Genomic DNA, 20,008 nt, shown 5'->3' with positions numbered 1-20,008 from the left:
AGTATAATTTGTTTGAAGTAGCAGTGAGGTTTGTTTGTGAAACTTAAACTCTTGGCAACTGTAGCGGCAAGTTTAGCTTTGTTTGGGCTGGCAGCTCCCGTTCAAGCTCAAAATCCAGATCATGTTAGGCAATTGCTGGAAACTAAAGAGTGCGAAGGCTGTGACTTGAGAAATGCTGATTTGTTCAAGGCTAGCTTGTACAGAGCTAATTTAAGAGGAGCGGATTTAAGCGGAGCAAATCTCTATGAAGCTAATTTGCTGGAAGCGGATTTAAGTGATGCTAATTTGGCCAATGCTAACTTAGTTAATGCGGAGATGTACGGGGCTGAATTGAATGGTGCTAATCTGCGAAATGCGGATTTGTCTAATGCTTTTTTGGGGCGAGCGAATCTGACGAGTGCGGATTTGCGCGGTGCTAAACTTTTTAATGCGAATCTGGGCGAAGCTTATTTGCTGCAAGCTAATTTGTCGAATGCCGATTTGAGGCGTTCGCTGCTGTTTAGAGTTAATTTGAATCGTGCGAATTTAAGCGGAGCGGATATGTCTTTCGCGGATGTGCGGGATACTAATTTGCAGAATGCTATTTTGTCAAATACTCGGCTTCCGAGGGCTCAGTTGGCCGGGACAAATATTGATGCGGCGAATAATGTGCGGCAGGGTGATTTGGAACGGGCAAACTTCCGGGGTACGAATTTGGGGCCAGGGGTTTGTGTGATAACTAATTATCCTTATTGTGTTTTGAATGTGGAAGAAAAATTTTAGACTCTAGTTTTAGCTCCCAGATGAATCTGTAGAGTAAATCTAAAATCTAAAATCTAAAATCTAAAATCCCCTGGCTGGCGCACCCTAGGTTGATATCCGAGCTAAGTTTGAGGTGGTTTGTATCCTCTTTCTAGGGCAAATCTCACAAGCTGAGCACGATTTTCTAACTGTAATTTGCTGAAAATGCTGCCTAAATGAGCTTGCACAGTCCGGGGGCTAATAAACAGCCGATCGCTAATTTGTTTGTTAGTATAACCCTGGATAACCTCCCAAAAAACTCTTTCTTCGGCTGGTGTTAAAGGCAAAGGTGCAGGTGGTGGCAATACTGCCACAAATTGTGGTTCCACCGCCCTACCGCTAGAAGTTTGCAGCAGTCGGACAATTTCGGCGTGAATCCGGTGAGAGCGCTCTAACTGCGCTTTTACCTTGGCTAAGATTTCTTCAGACTGAAAAGGTTTTACCAGATAATCGTCACCGCCGATCGCATGACCTTCAACTTTTGACTCCAACTCGCCTTGACCCGACAAAAATATAAAGGGGACTAATTGTCCCAAACGGGTAGTTCTCAAACGGCGACAAAACTCAAACCCGTCCATTTCCGGCATCATGACATCTGAAATTACCAAATCTGGGGGGGCATTTTCAAAAATCGAGAGCGCCTCCACCCCTGAATTAGCGCATTCCACCCGATATCCTTGACTTTCCAGGTACATTGCTAAGACTGTTTGACAGTCTGCTTCGTCGTCCACCACTAATATTCTTTCCATGACAGGCTTGCACCAATTCCAGTTGGACAGTTATTGAAACTGCCAGTCCCAAAGTAGGAACTTAATTGAGTTTACCTCCTGCAACTTGATAAAGGCTCGCAATTTCAACACGCCACACTTTCTCAAATCGTCCGATTAGGGGCGCCTAGCGCATAAAAGGGGAAGCAGTAGAGCAATATGGGGAACAATCTCCTTCTTTGACTCGCCTATCATCAAAAGCTACAAATTTTTATGAGGAAGCGTCCACTTTTCTGCAGAAAATAGAAGGTAAAAGAAAGAATTTTATCCTATTAAACAGAAATCTTAGTGACACTTATACTATTCCTAGACGCGACATTGAAAGGTTTTTAGATTTTTCTGGTTCGGACACAGGTACAAAAGGGACAACGCGACCAGGTGCTGCTGAGGGCGGCCCGAACAAACTCGGGGCGGCAACCAACATACTTTCAATTATCGCCGCTGGTTCGGGGCGACTGAACAGATACCCCTGCATGATATCGCACTGATGTTGTTTCAAAAAATCTAGTTCTGCTTCTGTTTCCACTCCCTCAGCAATTACGGTCATATTCAAACTGTGACCCAGTAAAATTACTGCTGTAGTAATAGCAGCATTTTGAGGATCTTCGTTGGCATTACGGACGAAAATTCGATCGATCTTTAAACTGTCAAAAGCAAATTGCTTAAGATATCCTAAAGTAGCGTAACCGGTGCCGAAGTCGTCAATAGCAATCCGAATTCCTAGAGCTTTTAGTTGGTTTAAAGTAGCGCCTGCTACTGTCGCATTTTCCACCAAAGCGCTTTCGGTCATTTCTAATTCTAAATTAGCAGGCTCTAAACCTGTAGTTTCCAATATTTGCACGATTCGCGCCTTGAGTTCCGGGTCGGACAACTGCCGGGCCGACAAGTTTACTGATATTGTAAAGGGCGAAAACCCCGCCGCCAGCCAACTAGCGGCTTGAGCGCAAGCTGAAAGCAGTACCCACTCGCCAATCTGAATAATTAAACCTGTTTCTTCTGCTAAGGGAATAAATTCGCAGGGAGAAATTATACCTCGATCGGGATTTTGCCAGCGCACTAAAGCTTCGGCGCCGATAACTTGGCCTGTCGCAATATTCACCTGGGGCTGATAATATACCTGAAACTCGCCTTGTGCCAAAGCGTGGCGCAGCAAAGCTTCGAGAGCAAACTTTTCAGGAGAGAGAGTCGTAACCTTGGTGGAGTCGTTAACTAAATCTTTGAGTCTGGCTTCTGCTTGGCTAAGCGCGACTGTCAGCGGTTGAGTAATAGTTTGCCGTTTCAAGACGCGAGAAGCAATGGCTCCCAGCAATTCAGCCTTGGTAAACGGCTTTGTCAGGTAATCGTCGGCTCCCAATTCCATCCCGCGACGAAAATCGGTTTTGTCACTTTGAGCCGTGAGGAAAATAAATGGAATTGTTGCAGCTAGCGAGTTTTGCCGCAGAGTCCGCAACACGTCATAACCGTCGAGTTCCGGCATCTGCACATCGCACAAAATTAAATCCGGTATCTCCGAAAGTGCCATCTGCACTCCAACTCGACCGTTCTCGGCCGCAATGACCCGGTAGCTGTGAGATTCCAGGAGTTGCAGAAGAGTTTCCCGGATTAATTCGTCGTCTTCAATCACCAAAATTTTGAGCATGATACTTAGATAACAGATGGCACTATATATCTGAACCTGACTAACTCTAGCATACTCAAACTAGGGAATTAGTAATTGGGCCAATTAGCCAATAAATGATTAGCCAAATGGCTGAATATTTTCCCTCGGTTCTTAAGTCACAATCAAAGAACTGCCGAAATTGGGAATATCTCGCTCTCTTTCAACAGCAGAAAAGGGCTGCACCCGACTCCTTTGATAAACTTTTATGACAAAATTAGCAATATTTCTCATAAAAAAAATTAGCGAACAGTTTCAGTGCGCCGATGGCGGAAATTACTCAGGCTATCACTTATATGATGTCCGGTTAATTGTTGATAATTAGCCCGTGTTTTTACTGACAAACTAGAGTTTTCTCTCAATGGATGAATCAGGATGCTGCATCCTGATTCATCCAAACAAAGATACTTGCTTTCAGACAACAGTCGTGGAGAGATCAAAATTTTAGATTAAGGTTCAATCTCCCAGATTCATCTGTGAAGTAAATCTAAAATCTAAAATCTAAAATCGACTAAGGGATAACTTAACTATGGATCGCGAATTAAATAACTTACAATTTTAATTGTTATTGTGGGATGGGCGTCCCGCCCGTCTTTTTTGGACGGGCTATAAGAGCCCATCCCACTTTCAAGAGTGGAAGTTATTTAATTCTCATTCCTATGGTTCTCTAACCGGAAATCCTATTATCCACGGCCTTAATTCACAGGCTTAGTGGAATTGGCGCAAAATTTTTCATCTACAATTGCAGAAGTGATACTGACAGCGTGCATGGATGATGACGGAATTATCAGGTCTCGCGGAACTACCCTGGTCTTTTTACAAACCAGCTCGCTACTGCCTACAGAGGCAAAGTTCCAAGCATAAAATTCGGGAGTGCTGACTGTCGCATTGGCCGGATGTAAACCTAGTGCAGTCACTAATACTAATCCCAAAGTCACTAAAGCTACGATCGCGAATCTCAGCATATTCTTTGTTTGAACCCGACAACTTATCTGATTGGTATTACCTTATTATTGCCTGGGTGGATAGAGAGCGTCAATCGATTTTAGATTTTAGATTTTAGATTTTAGATTTTAGAGGCGACCCCACGGATCAATTCGGGGGATCCTTTATCGGATACAGGTGTTTTATTTCTGGACGGATGAATCCGGGAGCTTGTATCCTGGATGCTCGATCGTCAATAGCAGTTATTCTGCCGTCAGATTCAACTCGTAAGCGATCGGCTCAGATGCTTGAGAAACTACCACAAATTCATAAAAACCAGTATCATCCAGCAATCCCGACCAACTCAGCCCTTCTGCATCTTCCAGCAAAGCTCGCGCGCCCTTTGTCCGCCCTGGAGTATAAATTGACAGTAGGGTAGATTTGCGCGGGGCTTGCAAATTCACGCGCAAAGTTTGATTTTGAGCCAACCTGGCAATGTAAGCTTTCCCTTCTCCGGGTTTGAGATTGCCTGTGAGGCTTTTGCTCTTCGATAGGCGGTCAAATTCGACGCTTTCGACAGTTGATCCAGCTTGTAAGGCTTCGAGTTCGTCGGCGGTAATTGCTTGCCAAATTTGTCCGATCGGCTTCCCGATGAGATTGCGATCGCGCGGCTGTTGTGGAAACCAATAAAAGAACCTCGCATCAGCCAAATCGTACAAAGCCCGACTGCTCAAATTCAGCTTGTTAACCTCTGTTTTCCAGCGATCGATATCAGTGGTGTCGTAAGTGCCCAACCGTGCTCTAGCGTCGCTGCTGAGATTTTCCAGCTTATCGAGCAACTCGTCGCCGATTTTCTGCCACCTTTCGCGCCATTGGCGATCGTCATCGCCTTCTTTTAACAATCGTCCCCCCAATTCCGGGTATTTGGCATAGAAAGTCTCGTCCACAAGGTTGACGTAACCGCTATAGAATCGATCGTCAATTTTGAGCTTGACAAACCGATCTTGCAAAGCATCTTCTTGCTGCTGCTTCGGGTTTGAAGGCTGGGAAACGTTCTGCAATTTTGATTTCAGATTTAACAAAGAATTGCCCGCCAACCAGCCAATTCCCCCCATACTTGAGAGCACCGCCACCACAAACAAAACCATTTTCCAAGCAGGCATCTTTTGCTGATTGCCAATAGCAGCAACTCGCACCGGAGTTCCCGGCAGTTTTGGCACGGGGGCGGGCACGGGTATAGGCGAGAGATCCGGCGGCTGCGCGAGCCCAAAATCCGGGGCTGGCGGCAAAGGTGGCTGTAAAGGCGGATTCCCCGAGAGAGCGAGCATTACCTCGCGAGCCGAGGAGTAACGCTGGCTCGGCTGTTGAGCAAGCATTTTATCCAGCACCAGGGACAAATTCGGAGACAGAGAACATTCCGCCCGCCAATTCCAATTCAGGGTATGGCTGTCGAGTAATTGATGCGGTTCCTTCCCAGTCAGCAACACCAAAACCGTGGCCGCCAGAGCGTACAAATCGCTGTGGGGAGAGACGATTCCCATCTGCATCTGTTCGACGGGAGCATAGCCGAGCTTGCCGATGCGAGTCGCGGGGGCGGGAGTGCCGTTAGCCTCAGCGAAAAGAGACTCTACGGTGGCGGCGACTTGTTTTACTCCCCCAAAGTCGATCAGCACGGGCATCCCGTCAGAACTCCGCAGAATCAGGTTGTCAGGGGAGATGTCGCGGTGAATCACTCCTAGAGAGTGAATGTATTCGAGTACGGGCAAAATCTGCTGCAGCAATTGATTGATTTCTGCTTCTATGAACCGCAAACCCTGACGCTTGCGGGCGTCGAGCAGAAAGCGGTAGGTTTGGCCCGGCACGTAGTCTTGGACGAGAAATAGGTAGCCTCGATCGCTGATAGTGACGCGGAAGAGTTCGCGGAAGCGGGGGATTTGATTGTGTTGCAGCTTGTAGAGCACTCCCGCTTCCCGCTCGAACAGTTCCTCGGATTTTTGTAAAGCGTAACTTCCGTGTACTTGGGGCGCAAATTCTTTTAAAACGCAGGGTTCGTTAAATCGGTGGGCGTCTTCAGCGAGGTAGGTGCGCCCGAAGCCTCCGTGTCCCAATTCGCGGACGATGCGGTAGTGGTTGTTGAGAGTTATGCCGGGGTAGATGGGATTGTTCATTGGAACTTGCTGCGTCGGATTTTCACGCTTGACTGAGACTGGGAGTTTTGGGCGATCGCTGAATTAATCTTGACATACTGTGTCAGTGTTTATTAGTCGATCGGCTGCTTGGTCATCACCTGCGGTTATTGTTAAAAAAGCGGTTTCCTGCTATAGAAGTTTATCGACTGCGCCAGCATTTCGATCGACCTCAAAGTGTGTTCAAATTTTTAGTGTCGAGCCCAATGTGCCATCCGGTCGCGCCGCGTTACTAATTGAATTTTGAGCGATCGAGGTGCAAAATACGCATTTTAAGGAGCAAATCATGCAGCCAGAACAGCGTCAGCGAGCAATTGGGGCGTTTGAAGAGTTTTTGAGAGCGCCGCTTGAGGAACGATTGAAACACCAGCAGAATCGAGTTGCCGAAGCGGGGGCGATTCCCTACGGGATAGCTGCGCTTCATGCGCTTTTTCAAAAAGTCGCGACCACAGTACCAGCTTACCAGACTTTCCTAGCTGAACATAACATCAATCCCGCCTCAATTCAAACCTTTGAAGACTTCCAAAAATTGCCGCTAATTACCAAAGAGAATTATTTACGCTGTCACCCGCTACCTCAGTTGTGCTACCAGGGCAAATTAGAAACTTGCGATTTCATTGCTGTTTCATCTGGTTCGACAGGAAACCCGACATTTTGGCCGCGTTTTATCAGCGACGAGTTGCAAATTGCCGCTCGTTTTGAACAAATATTTCACGACAGTTTTTACGCCGACAAGCGCTCAACTTTAGCTGTCATTTGCTTTGCGTTGGGGACTTGGGTAGGCGGAATGTACACGGCAAATTGCTGCCGCTATCTAGCGAGTAAGGGCTATCCAGTTACAGTTGTGACACCTGGGAATAATAAGACTGAAATATTCCGAGTTGTGCAGGAACTTGGGGAGCATTTTGAGCAAGTAGTTTTGTTGGGATATCCGCCATTTATCAAGGATGTGATTGATAGCGGAATTGCTGGGGGTGTGGAGTGGCAAAAATACAGAATTAAGATGGTGTTTGCGGGGGAAGTGTTTAGCGAAGAATGGCGGAGTTTGGTGAGCGATCGCACTAATTCTGACAATCTATATTACAACTCTGCGAGCCTTTACGGTACTGCGGATGCGGGCGTTTTGGGCAACGAGACACCGCTGAGTATTTGCATCCGCCGCTTTTTAGCAAACAATCCCGAAGCTTCCCGCAATTTATTCGGGGAATCGCGGTTGCCAACGCTGGTGCAGTACGATCCGAAAAGTCGCTTTTTTGAAGCGAATAATGACGGCACGCTATTATTTTCTGGCGACAACGGCATCCCGCTAATACGCTATCACATCTCGGATAATGGCGGTTTAATTTCTTACGAAGCAATGCTCAATTTTTTGGCAGAATGGGGATTTAACCCTGTGGCAAGTTTGCAGCAAGCAGCAGGTATGAAAGTTTCTGATTTCCCCAGAGGAATTCGCTACTTGCCCTTTGTCTATGTATTTGGGCGATCCCACTTTACCGTTTCCTACTTCGGTGCTAACATTTACCCGGAAAATGTCACCGTAGGTTTAGAAGTTCCCACTATTCGGGAATGGGTTACTGGAAAATTTGTGCTGCAAGTCAAGGAAGATGCGGATCGAAATCGGTTTTTATCTGTTGTTGTGGAATTAGCAGCGGGGGTGGAGGGCGACGAGGAGATGCAGGAGGCGATCGCATCTTCAATTCTCGCGCAATTGCGGCGGCTAAACAGCGAATTTGCTAATTACGTGCCGCCCGAATATCAGTTACCTGTGGTGACATTAACTGCGATGGGTGATGCGGAGTATTTTCCGATTGGGGTGAAGCACAGATACACGCGGCAGTAAGTAGTTTGAATTGATGAGCTATCCGTTTTCAAAAGTCTTGTGTTATTCTATAATTAGGGTGACATTTGATGGTTCAGCTTAGAATAGAATATGCCAGCCCAAGACATCTACCACAATAATGTCAGAACAGCCCTAGAAAAAGATGGGTGGACGATAACCAAAGATCCCCTACCCTTAAAAATTGGCAAACGTACTCTCAGCGTCGATTTGGGTGCAGAAAAACTATTTGCTGCCGAAAAGCAAGGTCGCAAAATTGCTGTAGAAGTCAAAAGTTTCGTGAGTGCTTCACCAGTTCATGACTTAGAACAAGCTGTTGGACAGTATATTGTTTACGAAGATATTCTACAGCGAGCGGAACCTGAACGGATAATATATCTGGCAATTCGTGCAGAAGTTTATGCACAAATTTTTTCTGAACCTATCGGGCAGATTTTGTTAGAGAACAAGAGATTTAAACTAATAGTTTTTGATTCATTAAAGGAGACAATTGTCAGATGGATAGACTAGATGAATATCGCCAAATTATTCGCAATGTTTTAGATAGTTATGCCCAGATTTCTTACGGACACGGAGAAATTAAAAGCAGCGTTATTGTTGACAGCGAACAAAACAATTTTTTACTAATGCACGATGGCTGGCAAGGGCCTAAAAGAATTCACGATTGTATCGTTCATGTGGAAATTATCGACGGCAAAATCTGGATTCAACACGATGGTATAGAAACGGGAATTACTCCAGAACTTGTAGAATTAGGAGTGCCTAAAGACAAGATAGTTTTAGGGTTTCATCCGTATCATGTTCGGCAACATACGGGATATGCGATCGCCTAAACCAGCTTACAATACAGGAAACAGGTTTTCATATCTCTGCCGACTATTCTGAAAGCCCGATCGCACTTTTTGCCGAAAAGCGCGATCGAACACCAAAAAATTAGTCTTTAACTATTAGCAATTATCGTTTTATTGACCGTCAGTTTGTCTGAGAGCCGCCAGAATTTCCGGTCGTTTCATGCGCGCGTAGCCCCGCACTTTCCTGTCTTTGCCGATCGCCTTCAAGCCTCTCAGCGAAAGACTTTCGTAGTCATCCTCTGGGGACGGGGGCGGAAACGGCAACTCTAACTGCAACTGCGGTAACTGAGGTTTTTGCTGTGCTTTCGACTGCTTTTTCTGCTGCGTTTTTGACTGCTTTTTCGGCGGTGCATCTGGCTGTCTCTCTGAGTTAGTCGCTGCGGCTCCCAGTTGGCGGCGGAGCGTTTCAATTTGATTTTTCAGGTCATTTTCTACCTCTTCAATGGCGTCGGAGACAAACTGATTAATTGTTTGGACTGTCCGTTCTAATTTTGTTGACAGCAGTTTTTCCAGTTCATCCAACTGTCTCAAAGCACCTTCAAGATTTACCTCAGAAATAACAGCCGATGTTGGCGGACGGTTGCTGCTCGATTGTTCAACTTTTTTAGCCATTTTATCTACCTTTTCATGAAATGCTTTTTCCACTTGTTCGAGCAAATGCTTAATCTGTTCTATTTGGTTACGCTCAAAGTTCTGCTCAGTTAGAGCTTTTACGTGTTTTTTTAGCAGGTCTTCATTTTTTTTAACAGATTGTTCTATTTGTTTTGTTAGACTATCTACCTTTTTTTGAAATGATAGCTCTAATTGTTGCAGTAGAGTCTCAATTTGTGCAGTTTTCTGAGTCGGTTGCGGAGCTAAATGTTCCATTTCTGCTTGAGCAACAGCTACCTCCTCGTCGGTCATTTCAAATACCCACGCCCACATTTGCTCGATGCCGAGTTCTTTAGCAACAATACACCAATCTGAGCCGCAGACAACTTCATATTCTTCTTCGTTGCTGTAAGCTTCTGTAGGGCGTACAATTAAAGGAATCAAGTTGCTGCCTTGCTCGATCAGACTTCTCCTGAGAGCTTCGCGGCGTTCGCGAGGAATTTCGCCCCGATGAGGCTCTGGTACTGCAATTTGGGAAGTGTAAATCTGACTGTGACTAATGGGCTTAATCCGCAAATATTCAACTATTCGGTTTTGATCGGACGATCGATCCATCTTGTTACAAGTCCCCTTTTGTCATTAAAATCTGGTGTTTGGGTGTTTATGTATATCTACGCGGCTTCCCGTGGGGTGACATCCCTGACGATGGCGTCGGGCCCTCGCCCGTGCTACGGCAAAAGTTACTGCAATTCCTAAAAAAAGCGACTGTGATGAGTTTAACTGCCTGTGGGACACCAACGATCCACTGCTTTACTCATCTTTACTTATTTTGGAGTAGAGACTCACTGAGTCAAAGTTGCCAGTAGCCGCAGGATTTGCGAGTTATGAGTATTTTTGCCACTTGTCAATTATTTTAATCATTGTTTTGTCGGTTAACCCTTTAACACGTTCCACCACATTTGCAAATGAGACAAACGGCCGCGCATCTCGCTCTTTGAGTATTATTTGGATTACTGGAAGCTTCAATCCAGCATCTTTCAAATTAGCCGACAGTTGATTTTTCTCTAAAGTATTGAGTGCTTCCAACAGCGACATTGATTCGGAAGCTACGTTGGCAAATTCTGGTATCCTCTCTACCACCAGTTTTTCGGGTGGCGAGTCTGCTTTCAACTCATTAATTCTGCTTGCTAACCCAGATTCAACTAACAGAGGTACTTGTTGTAAGATTCGGTTTTCAATTTCTTGTATACTCTGCGCTAAAACTTGTTGTTCACGGGCGTATTCGGCTTTTAATTCATTGATTTGAATTGCAAACAAGGCTTGAATATTCGTTAGTCGCTGTTCTAAACTAGATGAATCTTCGGTAGTTTCATTTTCACCTAAATGAGGGACTTCGACCAAAGAAACCGGGTTTTTTATGGAATCTGCGGGCGGCGACGAAGTATTTTCGTACAAAAACCCGGTTTCTGGGTTCTCAACTAAATTTTCAGTTTTGGCTGATTTCCTCAGCGCTTGAACTTGCTCTAAAAGCAGTCCTTCATTTTCTGGTTCAAGAATAAATGCTCCGATTGTCTCGCCTTTTTGAGGGTGAATTTCCCTGGCTTTCGCAGCAGCGTAGTATTCAAAGTCTCCGTCTACTATCTCGTAGGCATCCATACCGTTGCGGCGGACAATTATGGGGTTGATCAATCCTCCTAATTCTAAAATCAGTTGCGCCAGTTTCTCCAAATCCGGCTCTGCAAAATTGGAACGGGGCACTGCGGATGTAATTTTTTTAACTGCAACCAGTGACGGAGATAATTTTTTCATTAGTTTTTACCTATTTTTTCCAAAACTTCGAGTGCTAGCATTTCAAATTCTTGGGATGCGATAGAATCAGGCTTAAAGTCTAGCACTGAAATCGGATCGGCGATTTCCATATTTCCCACGATTTGAAATTGTTCTGCACACTTTGCTAAATCGTCTCTCTCGTAAATTACGCTGTCCATGATTTCAAAGCCGTAGCGTTTGGGAATTGCCTCCCTCCGCTTGGGCAAACTGTACTGTACAAATTTAGCATTAGTTGAAATTTTGCAAGGGAGGACGCCTAAAACTTCTAGTGGTTTCTTGCCAATTTGTTTTTTGAATCCGTTAACTTTTTTGATAAAGTCCTTGACATTAATCAGTCCTTGATTGGCAAAAGGTTTTAAGTCAGAAGGAATAATTAAATAATCCGCCGCAATTAGGGCAACTCTAGCATAAAAATTCAAAGAGGGCGGCGTATCGATCAGTACAAGATCATATTTCTCCTGTACTTCTGCTAGTTTTTGAATTAAAATCATTCGGCTGTAATCTAGTTGATTTAGTTCCGTTTCATATTGCATTAAATCAATATGGGAAGGAATCACATCTATTTCGGGATGGCAAAAATTAGACTTGCGAGCTACTTCTGCGATGGAGAAAAAGTCTTCTGATTGCAAAACTTGAAGAATATTATTATCTTTCAAATCGTCTTGTTCTTCATCCTCAAATTTAACTAAACCTGTCGCAAAGGTTGTATTCGCTTGACTATCTAAGTCAATCACCAAGACTCTCTTACCTTTCTTGCTCAGCGCCGCAGCTAAATTGACTACTGTTGTAGTTTTGCCAACGCCGCCTTTGTTATGGTAAACTGCAATGATTTTCATAATATTTTGAGTTTTTTGGGGAACGGTTACATCGGATTTAACTTGAGGCTTAACTGGATTATTTTCAGGTATTTGTTCCGGTTCAGAGATTTGACTTGGCTGAGCTTTTGCGGTGGCGGGATTGTGGGGCTGTACTGGGACTTCGCTAATTAACTCAGGACTAACCAAATTAATTTTATTATCTTCCAGTTCTAGATGAACGGGAGTTTTTATAGGTTTTAAAGTATTTCTGCCAATTAAAGCGATAATTTCATCAATTCTATTTTCAAGGTCTTGTCCAGCACACTTAAAGACTAGCTGAATATCATCGGCGACTCTTTGGTAAATTCTAATTTCTTTACCGTTAGTTATGAGTCCGTAGCGGATGCTCAAGCTTGTTAAATAGCGAGTGAGTTTTCGCAGGTGGCGGTCTAAATTTTCCTTCGGATGTTTAGCCTCCATGACTACACTCATCGGCGAGTCTGCATCGACAACTATGGGAATAACTTGGGTGGCAAATGAGAGGAAGTCTAGACGAATATTCCCAAATGCTATTTCTTGGTGCCAAGTGTCGGGCGTATAGCCTAACTTTGGTAGCAGATAGCTGACAATGAGTTTGCTTTCTACTTCGCTTTCGTTGCGACAGTTATTGGGATTGAAAGTCATTCGATTTTAGATTTTAGATTTTAGATTTTAGATTGGGAATGACTGATTTAATAATGGTATGGATTGTGATATTGACAGGAGGGCGCGCATTCCTCCCCTTACAAAAGCTAGGGATTGTAATATCGAAAAACCCGGTTGTGTTTGACAAACCGGGTTTTTGTGGGATTTATCGCGTTGAGAATTTACTTTGTTTTAGCGTTAAATTCCTGCAATGTTTGATAGCCACCAGCGGGATTGTATAGGTGACAGTTGTCGGCAATCCGCTTCATTAAAGACCAAGAAAATTCTGTTTCGTAGAGATGATCTTGCCAATTTTCCTTTAAGCTGCTGTGGGCGAGGCGCAAATTGTACCAGGGAATAGCAGTTGAAAGGTGGTGGGGAACGTGGACGTTAATGTCGTGGCACAGAAACTCTACCCAGCGGGGATAATCGCAGTGAACTGTTCCCGATAGTTGCGCTTGGGCTTCGTTCCATTCTTCGGGTTCTTTAAAGGAAATGTCTGGTGCTGTGTGGTGGACGATCGTAAAAGTGCTCATCCAGAAATGGTAAACCAGCCAGGGCATCAACCAAAATTTGACAAATCCCCAAATGCCTGTGGTTGCAATTAAAATCGGAAATCCGATCGCAGCACCGATTAAAACGACAAAAACTGAAAACCGCACTTGTTCTTGTTTCTGTTGACCTTTGAACCGCCACCACATAAAGTGTACTTTTGCCCAGTGGGCGATCGAACCGATCCACCACATCCGACCGAAAATTAAACTATAAGCTATTTGTAAAGCCTTGGGAGCAGCAGCGTAGTCTTCTGCTGTCATCGGCTGCCAAGCATTATCCTCACCAAGTTTATTGGTGTGCTTGTGGTGGTAATTGTGGCCGTGCCGCCATGCGTGAAACGGATAAATTAACGGCAGAAAAGCAATATGTCCGACTAAATCGTTTACCCAGCGGCGGTTAGCAAATGACCGGTGCCCGCAGTCATGGCCGATCACAAAAAAACCGGTTAATCCGGTGCCTGTGAAAATCCACATTAGGGGCAGTAGATACCAAGGCGATACTGCTAAGCCCCAATAACCAACAGCAACGAGTAAAACGTTGACGATTACTTTTGTCCAAGCTTTGCGGGGGTTTTTGACGAATACTTCCCGCGGCAGGGTTTTGAGAATATCTTTGAGGCGCAGGTTGGAGGTGTCACTTGCGGATGTCAAATTTAGTGGTTTTTCGATCGATGCTGTCATAAATTGATTTCGATTCTCCGTATGCCATGAGCATGGCTTAACAAAATTAGCGCATAAAAAAGCGCAGTAAAAGGTCAGCTCGTTGCCAGCAAGCAGCAGACGAGTTGAGCTGTAGGCAAGCGCGTTTTAGCAAATGCTAGCGATCGCTATCCGCAGTTAGGAATTTCTAGCACTTTTGGCAAAAAACACTGCGGGTAGCAAAACATTCGTTTTTATAACACAGGGGCAGGACAATTAGCATTAGGCGCTATTGTCTGCTAATTGCTCTTGCTGCCAGAAATCGGGCCCTGAGCCGGCAAGCCAGCGATCGACCGTTGCTGTTTGAGGCTTTGCACTTCCAGCAGCAAGGATTCGATTTCTGCTTGCAAGTGCAGGAACTTAACTTGCTGATCTGCTTGGTAGGGGCACTTTACCAAATCTACTTTGCGGGCAAAAGTGGTCGATAGGGTAGAAGAACTAGCCATTTCGGGATTGCTCGCGGTGACTTGAGGCCGGGAAAGAGTGGATGAATTATTTGACATTAGTAATTGAGTAGACATATCTACACATTCACACCATTAAGTTACTTTAACCTGAACCGATCGTATTAAACATCAAATTAACCGATCGAGCTAAAATTAGTGTAAATTCCTTAGCCATTGCCTAAAACCATTGACATCGTGACCCTGATTCTACCTGCTACTGACTCTGCTCCTAACTCTGCAGCCCGCGCCGCCGAGCCCAAACGCTACGGCTGGCCCGGCTTGATCGAAGCTTATCGCCCCTACCTGCCGGTGACTGAAACCACGCCGGTAGTCACTCTCCAAGAAGGCAATACTCCTCTGATTCCAGCACCTGCGATCGCCTCTCTCATCGGTAGAGACGTGCGCGTCTTGGTCAAATACGACGGCCTCAACCCCACTGGTAGTTTCAAAGACCGGGGGATGACAATGGCGATTTCCAAGGCAAAGGAAGCTGGTGCCGAAGCTGTAATTTGCGCCAGTACCGGCAATACTTCGGCCGCCGCCGCCGCCTACGCCAGACGCGGGGGAATGCGAGCTTTCGTGTTGATTCCCGAAGGTTACGTGGCTTTGGGCAAGCTGGCGCAAGCTTTGCTTTACGGTGCGGAAGTAATTTCGATTGGCGGAAATTTCGATCGCGCCTTAGAAATTGTCCGCGAAATGGCTGTCAATTATCCGGTGACATTGGTCAACTCCGTCAATCCTTACCGCTTGGAAGGTCAGAAAACCGGCGCTTTTGAAGTGGTGGACGCTTTAGGCGACGCCCCCGACTGGCTGTGCATTCCCGTGGGAAATGCGGGAAACATCACAGCATACTGGATGGGTTTTTGTCAATACCACCAAGCCAAAAAATGTTCGCGCTTGCCGCAGATGATGGGATTTCAAGCCGCCGGGGCTGCACCGTTGGTAACGGGCTCACCGGTATCGCACCCAGAAACCCTGGCGACAGCAATTCGGATCGGCAACCCTGCTAGCTGGAAACAGGCGATCGCAGCTTCCGAAGCCAGCCGCGGCAGTTTTGCTGCAGTCACCGACGCCGAAATTCTCGACGCTTACCGTTTGTTAGCATCGCAGGAAGGAATTTTCTGCGAACCGGCGAGTGCAGCTTCTGTGGCCGGTTTGCTGAAGGTAAAAGACCAAGTTCCGACTGGGGCGACAGTAGTTTGCGTGCTAACTGGTAACGGTTTGAAAGACCCGGATACCGCAATTAATCACAGCAACAATCAATTTAAAAGTGGCATTGCTCCGACTTTGGATGCAGTAGCTGGGGCGATGGGATTTTAAGAAATTAGTTGACAGTTGTCAGTTGTCAGTTGTGTTCTTTGTGTCCTCTGTGGTTCCTTTAAACTAAGATATTGCACCGGCGGTCAACAACCTGTAGGGGCGGGTTCACCAGCAATATCTAACAATTACCAACAATCTGAATAAACCCGCCCCCACCCAACAGTAAATCGCAATCTACCTCTTTTAACATACAAGGGGCGGGTTCACCAACAATATCTAACAAGTACCAACAATCTGAATAAACCCGCCCCCACCCAACAGTAAATCGCAATCTACCTCTTTTAACATACAAGGGACTGCTTACTCAATAGCTTTCAAGGATACCAAAAGACTAAAAAACCCGCCCCCACCCCGCGCGAAAGTCCTCGATTGATATTGTTGTAAGATATCAGTTTAAATTCACATCTTGCACCAATAAAAGAAACAGGCTTTCCGGCCTGTTCCACAAAATATAAATTGTCTTGTGGAACAGGCCGGAAAGCCTGTTCATAAAAGGCTAATTGAGAATGGTGCAACATCTCAGTATCAATAAACTCCTGTGATATCACTTTTTTATCCATAAACTCAGCGAAACAATTTTGTCATTATCTTATGACTAGCCCTACTGCAACCCTGTTAATTGCCTGTCCCGATCGCAAAGGACTTGTCGCCTTACTTGCCAATTTTATCGCATCCCACAACGGCAATATCATCCACGCAGATCACCATACAGATTTTACCGCCGGATTATTTCTGAGCCGGCTAGAATGGCAATTAGATGATTTTGACTTAACCACCGAACAAATAACACCTGCTTTTAGTGAAATTGCCAAGGACTTACAAGCCAATTGGCAATTGCATTTCTCTCATAAAATTCGACGCATCGCAATCTGGGTCAGCCGTCAAGATCACTGTTTATTAGACTTGATTTGGCGACAGCGATCGCAAGAAATTAGGGCTGAAATCCCGCTGATAATCAGCAACCATGAAAATTTAAAGCCCATTGCCGCACAATACGGTATCGACTTTGAGTATATTCCCATTACTAAAGACAATAAAGCTATTCAAGAAGCACAACAGTTAGAAATTCTTAAGAAATATAAGATTGATTTAGTAGTTTTAGCTAAATATATGCAAATTTTGAGTCAAGACTTTATCATAAATTTTCCCAATGTGATTAATATTCACCATTCATTTTTACCCGCGTTTGTGGGTGCAAATCCCTACGAAAGGGCTTATGAAAGAGGGGTAAAAATTATCGGTGCAACAGCCCACTATGTTACACCGGATTTAGATGCTGGCCCGATTATCGAACAAGATGTTGTGCGCGTCAGTCACCGCGATGAAGTGTCTGATTTGATTCGCAAAGGTAAAGATTTAGAAAGGGTTGTGTTAGCAAGAGCGGTGCGATATCATTTACAAAATCGTGTTTTAGTTTATGGCAATCGGACTGTGGTTTTTGCTTGAAAGTTAGGTATCATATCAATCCTGGTTTGTTACTCCTTCGATCGCTCGGCGAGTGAGATTAATTCCGGTGTGCGATCGCAGTGCAGCGAATCCCAAAGTTTGCTCAGCTTGATATTTTGCATGAGTTGTGATGCTGTTAAGATTTTCCGTTGTCGTCTTGTTGCGATCGCCTTTCGACCAGTTTTCGCAAAGAGCGGCGCATACGACGAGGTTTCGGAACTTTACCTTCACGCTGCTGGGAGCGATCGCCATCTGTCTCTTCGGTTCGATCGTGGAACAAAATGTTCCGCGTGGGATAAGGCAAATCGAGGTCGTTTTCCACATATAGCTTTTTTTTAATAGCACAAATTACCTTGTCGCGCGATCGCAAATCGTCAATTCGGCGCGGCGGAGCAATCCACCACCGAACGCGGATATTGACGGTACTTTCTGTTAACTCCATCGCCAGCACATCGGGTGCAGGAGCTTTCAAAACCTCCTTCAGGCTGTACACTGCTTCCAGGATTAACTGCTTGGCGTGGTCAATATCGTCGCCGTAACCAATACTAATATCGTATTCCATGCGGCGTTTATCGAAAGCAGTATTCACAGTCACCGTATTCGTAAACAATTCGGCATTAGGAATGACAATCCGCCGACCATCATAGGTTTCGATTGTTGTAGCGCGCGTCTCAATATTTTCTACCGTTCCCTCAAAGTTTTTAAACACAATTTGGTCATCGATTCGGAACGGTTCCGTCAACAGAATTAGGATACCTGCTAAGAAGTTTTGCAATATCTCGCGAAAGGCAAAACCAATCGCCACCCCGCTAATTCCCAGCAGTTGCACCAAATCGCCAGCTTTCAATGTGGGAATTATAATCGAAAGAGAAATAAACAGACCAACTAGAACGATCAGACTCTGGGCTAACCGTCCTAACACCAGCCCCAAATTTCGAGCTTGGTGGTGCTTGCGGGTAACTCGCCTGACCACTCTCTTAATTTGCCTACCCACAAAGTAAAAAATTGCAAAGACAATTAACGCCAGCACAATATTAGGCAGCATGATCAGAAAGCCGTCGATCATGCTCTGAATCTTTTTCCAGACTATGGATATCTCTGCCTTCATGAAGTTTCCTCGCGCATCAGTCGTTGTCGATAGTAGTAGAATTTAGCTGGATTAAGTTCTATCTAAAGACTGTAGGTTGGTACGACGCGAGGAAGATTTTTTGGCAGTCCTCAAAATTTTGAATGCGGATTATAGGTTGGGATATACAGCGGATTCCAGGTTTATAAAGTACACCCCAGAAACCGGGTTTCTTCTGGATTTCTCGCCAGAAACCGGTTTTATTCAAGAAACCCGGTTTCTCTGTACTTCACTTACCTGGAAAGTGCTGTAGTACATTTACATCGATTAGTAGACCATCCGTAAATGCGGAATAATATCAACTCAGCCCTTCATCGGAATGATTCATCTCTCTTCCCTTCCTCTGTATCCTCTGCGTCCTCTGTGGTTTAATCATTCCAATAGAACCGGAATTGAATATCATCAAGAAGCTGAGGAATTAATGCCGGTTAATTGCAGGAAAAGCAAAAACAACACATCGGTAACTAAATCCCATCTGCTAAGGAATGAGAATTAAATAACTTCCACAAGTTTGTGGGATGGGCGTCCCGCCCGTCCACTCATGACGGGCTATAAGAGCCCATCCCACAATAACAATTAAAATTGTAAGTTATTTAATTCGCGATCGTAAGGGGACTCGCCATGACGACAATTCCTGAATTTGTAACTCCTAATTCCCAAAGGGCGGTAAATCAAGTAACTGATTTTTAGAAGGTGGAAGTTGGGCGGGATTTTTGCCTGGGGCGGAAGTTTGGCGGATTTCCAGAGCAGTTTCGCCGGGATTTGCAGTGCGAGTAGGTACTATCTCTAAAGAATATACTGTCTCGGTTTTTGCAGGGGCAGGATTTTGGGCTTTCGTGAGCAAGTCAACGGCATCTCCGAGGGCGCTAGTTAAATTTTTGCTAGTTTCGGCGTGACGGGCTTCTTCTTGTTTGAGGGCTTGAGTGAGTTGTTTAACTTGTTCGATCGCCCGATCGCGCTCTTCGAGAACTTCTGCTAACTTAGCTTTAAGTTCGCCAACTGTTTGCAGTTGTTCGACTTCCTGCTGGCGAGCAACTCCAGCATCGTCGCCTTCGGGCACAATGGGGGAAAAATTTTGTAATTGCTGTATTTGTGCTTCCAGAGAAGCGATGCTTTGCTGAGTTAATTTAGCATCATTCCGCCGCTGCTCGGCTTCAGTATTGTAGAGTTGGCGCCACTGAGCGGCACTTTCACCAGCCTCATCGCGATCGCGCGAAACTTCTGTTAACTGCTGTTGCAGCCGCTTGATTTCATCTAACCACTGTCTGACATCCTGAGCCATAATATTGATTTTAGATTTTAGATTTTAGATTTTAGATTGGGGAATTGGGAATTGGCAATTGCGAGTTGATAATGGCTTATATCGTTTCCGGTTGCATCGGAATGATTTAACCGCAGAGGGCGCAGAGAACGCAGAGGGAGAGAATACAGAGAGGAATAATTCCGATGCAACCGGATTTGATATTAATTAATTAACGACTTGTGTACCTCATCTTTCGCCCCATTGCCTGTG

At 45.1% G+C, this 20,008-nt stretch carries 17 protein-coding genes; 6 read left to right on the top strand and 11 right to left on the bottom strand.

Annotated features, from left to right (window positions below):
• The first annotated feature begins 36 nt into the window (after positions 1-36).
• Positions 37-762 carry a pentapeptide repeat-containing protein gene (locus QT973_RS19050; protein WP_333052810.1) on the top strand — a complete coding sequence of 242 codons (726 nt, stop codon included), beginning with the start codon at positions 37-39 and terminating at the stop codon, positions 760-762.
• Between the two features lie 101 nt (positions 763-863).
• Here QT973_RS19050 and QT973_RS19045 read toward each other — a convergent pair whose 3' ends face one another.
• The 3 genes from QT973_RS19045 to QT973_RS19035 form a co-directional block, all read right to left on the bottom strand.
• The gene (locus QT973_RS19045; protein ID WP_333052928.1) at positions 864-1,529 is read right to left on the bottom strand and encodes a response regulator; all 666 of its coding nucleotides are present in this window, start codon (positions 1,527-1,529) and stop codon (positions 864-866) included.
• A gap of 313 nt (positions 1,530-1,842) precedes the next feature.
• Positions 1,843-3,186: an EAL domain-containing response regulator gene (locus QT973_RS19040; protein ID WP_333212390.1), complete on the bottom strand. Its 1,344-nt coding sequence runs from the start codon at positions 3,184-3,186 to the stop codon at positions 1,843-1,845.
• 1,205 nt (positions 3,187-4,391) lie between these two features.
• On the bottom strand, positions 4,392-6,296 hold the full coding sequence (locus QT973_RS19035) for a serine/threonine-protein kinase (protein WP_333391965.1): 1,905 nt from the start codon (positions 6,294-6,296) through the stop codon (positions 4,392-4,394).
• 304 nt (positions 6,297-6,600) lie between these two features.
• On the opposite strand from QT973_RS19035, the gene QT973_RS19030 reads away from it, so the two are divergent.
• From QT973_RS19030 to QT973_RS19020, 3 genes are all read left to right on the top strand, one after another.
• Entirely contained in the window at positions 6,601-8,154 is a 1,554-nt protein-coding gene (locus QT973_RS19030) for a phenylacetate--CoA ligase family protein (protein WP_333391963.1), read from the top strand.
• Between the two features lie 90 nt (positions 8,155-8,244).
• A complete protein-coding gene (locus tag QT973_RS19025; protein ID WP_333052804.1) occupies positions 8,245-8,661 on the top strand; it encodes an element excision factor XisH family protein in 417 nt (138 codons plus the stop codon).
• A complete protein-coding gene (locus QT973_RS19020; RefSeq protein WP_333052803.1) occupies positions 8,649-8,984 on the top strand; it encodes a XisI protein in 336 nt (111 codons plus the stop codon). The genes QT973_RS19025 and QT973_RS19020 overlap by 13 nt, the downstream gene beginning before the upstream one ends.
• Before the next feature lie 129 nt (positions 8,985-9,113).
• Here QT973_RS19020 and QT973_RS19015 read toward each other — a convergent pair whose 3' ends face one another.
• The 5 genes from QT973_RS19015 to QT973_RS18995 all read right to left on the bottom strand — a co-directional run bounded on the left by QT973_RS19015 (position 9,114) and on the right by QT973_RS18995 (position 14,678).
• Complete coding sequence (locus QT973_RS19015) at positions 9,114-10,208, bottom strand: Rho termination factor (modular protein) (protein ID WP_333052801.1); 1,095 nt, start codon at positions 10,206-10,208, stop codon at positions 9,114-9,116.
• Positions 10,209-10,475: 267 nt separating this feature from the next.
• Positions 10,476-11,402, bottom strand: coding sequence for a ParB N-terminal domain-containing protein (locus QT973_RS19010; RefSeq protein ID WP_333212383.1), 927 nt, complete (start codon positions 11,400-11,402; stop codon positions 10,476-10,478).
• A complete protein-coding gene (locus QT973_RS19005; protein WP_333391961.1) occupies positions 11,402-12,904 on the bottom strand; it encodes an AAA family ATPase in 1,503 nt (500 codons plus the stop codon). Before QT973_RS19005 ends, QT973_RS19010 begins: the two co-directional genes overlap by 1 nt.
• 182 nt (positions 12,905-13,086) lie before the next feature.
• Positions 13,087-14,139, bottom strand: coding sequence for a fatty acid desaturase (locus QT973_RS19000; protein WP_333391959.1), 1,053 nt, complete (start codon positions 14,137-14,139; stop codon positions 13,087-13,089).
• A gap of 257 nt (positions 14,140-14,396) precedes the next feature.
• Positions 14,397-14,678, bottom strand: a complete 282-nt coding sequence (locus tag QT973_RS18995; protein ID WP_333052795.1) for a hypothetical protein — start codon at positions 14,676-14,678, stop codon at positions 14,397-14,399.
• A gap of 120 nt (positions 14,679-14,798) precedes the next feature.
• On the opposite strand from QT973_RS18995, the gene thrC reads away from it, so the two are divergent.
• Positions 14,799-15,923: a threonine synthase gene (thrC, locus tag QT973_RS18990; protein WP_333272999.1), complete on the top strand. Its 1,125-nt coding sequence runs from the start codon at positions 14,799-14,801 to the stop codon at positions 15,921-15,923.
• Positions 15,924-16,237: 314 nt separating this feature from the next.
• On the opposite strand, the gene QT973_RS18985 is transcribed toward thrC, so the two are convergent.
• The gene (locus QT973_RS18985; RefSeq protein WP_333052793.1) at positions 16,238-16,483 is read right to left on the bottom strand and encodes a hypothetical protein; all 246 of its coding nucleotides are present in this window, start codon (positions 16,481-16,483) and stop codon (positions 16,238-16,240) included.
• A gap of 31 nt (positions 16,484-16,514) precedes the next feature.
• Between QT973_RS18985 and purU the strand changes: the two genes are divergently transcribed.
• Entirely contained in the window at positions 16,515-17,369 is an 855-nt protein-coding gene (gene purU, locus QT973_RS18980) for a formyltetrahydrofolate deformylase (RefSeq protein WP_333212378.1), read from the top strand.
• 136 nt (positions 17,370-17,505) lie between these two features.
• Here purU and QT973_RS18975 read toward each other — a convergent pair whose 3' ends face one another.
• Both QT973_RS18975 and QT973_RS18970 read right to left on the bottom strand, forming a co-directional pair.
• Positions 17,506-18,477 (bottom strand): mechanosensitive ion channel family protein, encoded by a 972-nt coding sequence (locus tag QT973_RS18975; RefSeq protein ID WP_333052791.1) that lies wholly within the window; start codon positions 18,475-18,477, stop codon positions 17,506-17,508.
• 667 nt (positions 18,478-19,144) lie between these two features.
• Positions 19,145-19,777: a hypothetical protein gene (locus QT973_RS18970; protein ID WP_333052789.1), complete on the bottom strand. Its 633-nt coding sequence runs from the start codon at positions 19,775-19,777 to the stop codon at positions 19,145-19,147.
• Between the last annotated feature and the right edge of the window lie 231 nt (positions 19,778-20,008).

This window comes from Microcoleus sp. Z1_A1, from assembly GCF_036700305.1.
In the GTDB taxonomy this organism is placed as follows: domain Bacteria; phylum Cyanobacteriota; class Cyanobacteriia; order Cyanobacteriales; family Microcoleaceae; genus Microcoleus.
This window is presented reverse-complemented; position numbering and strand designations above follow the sequence as displayed.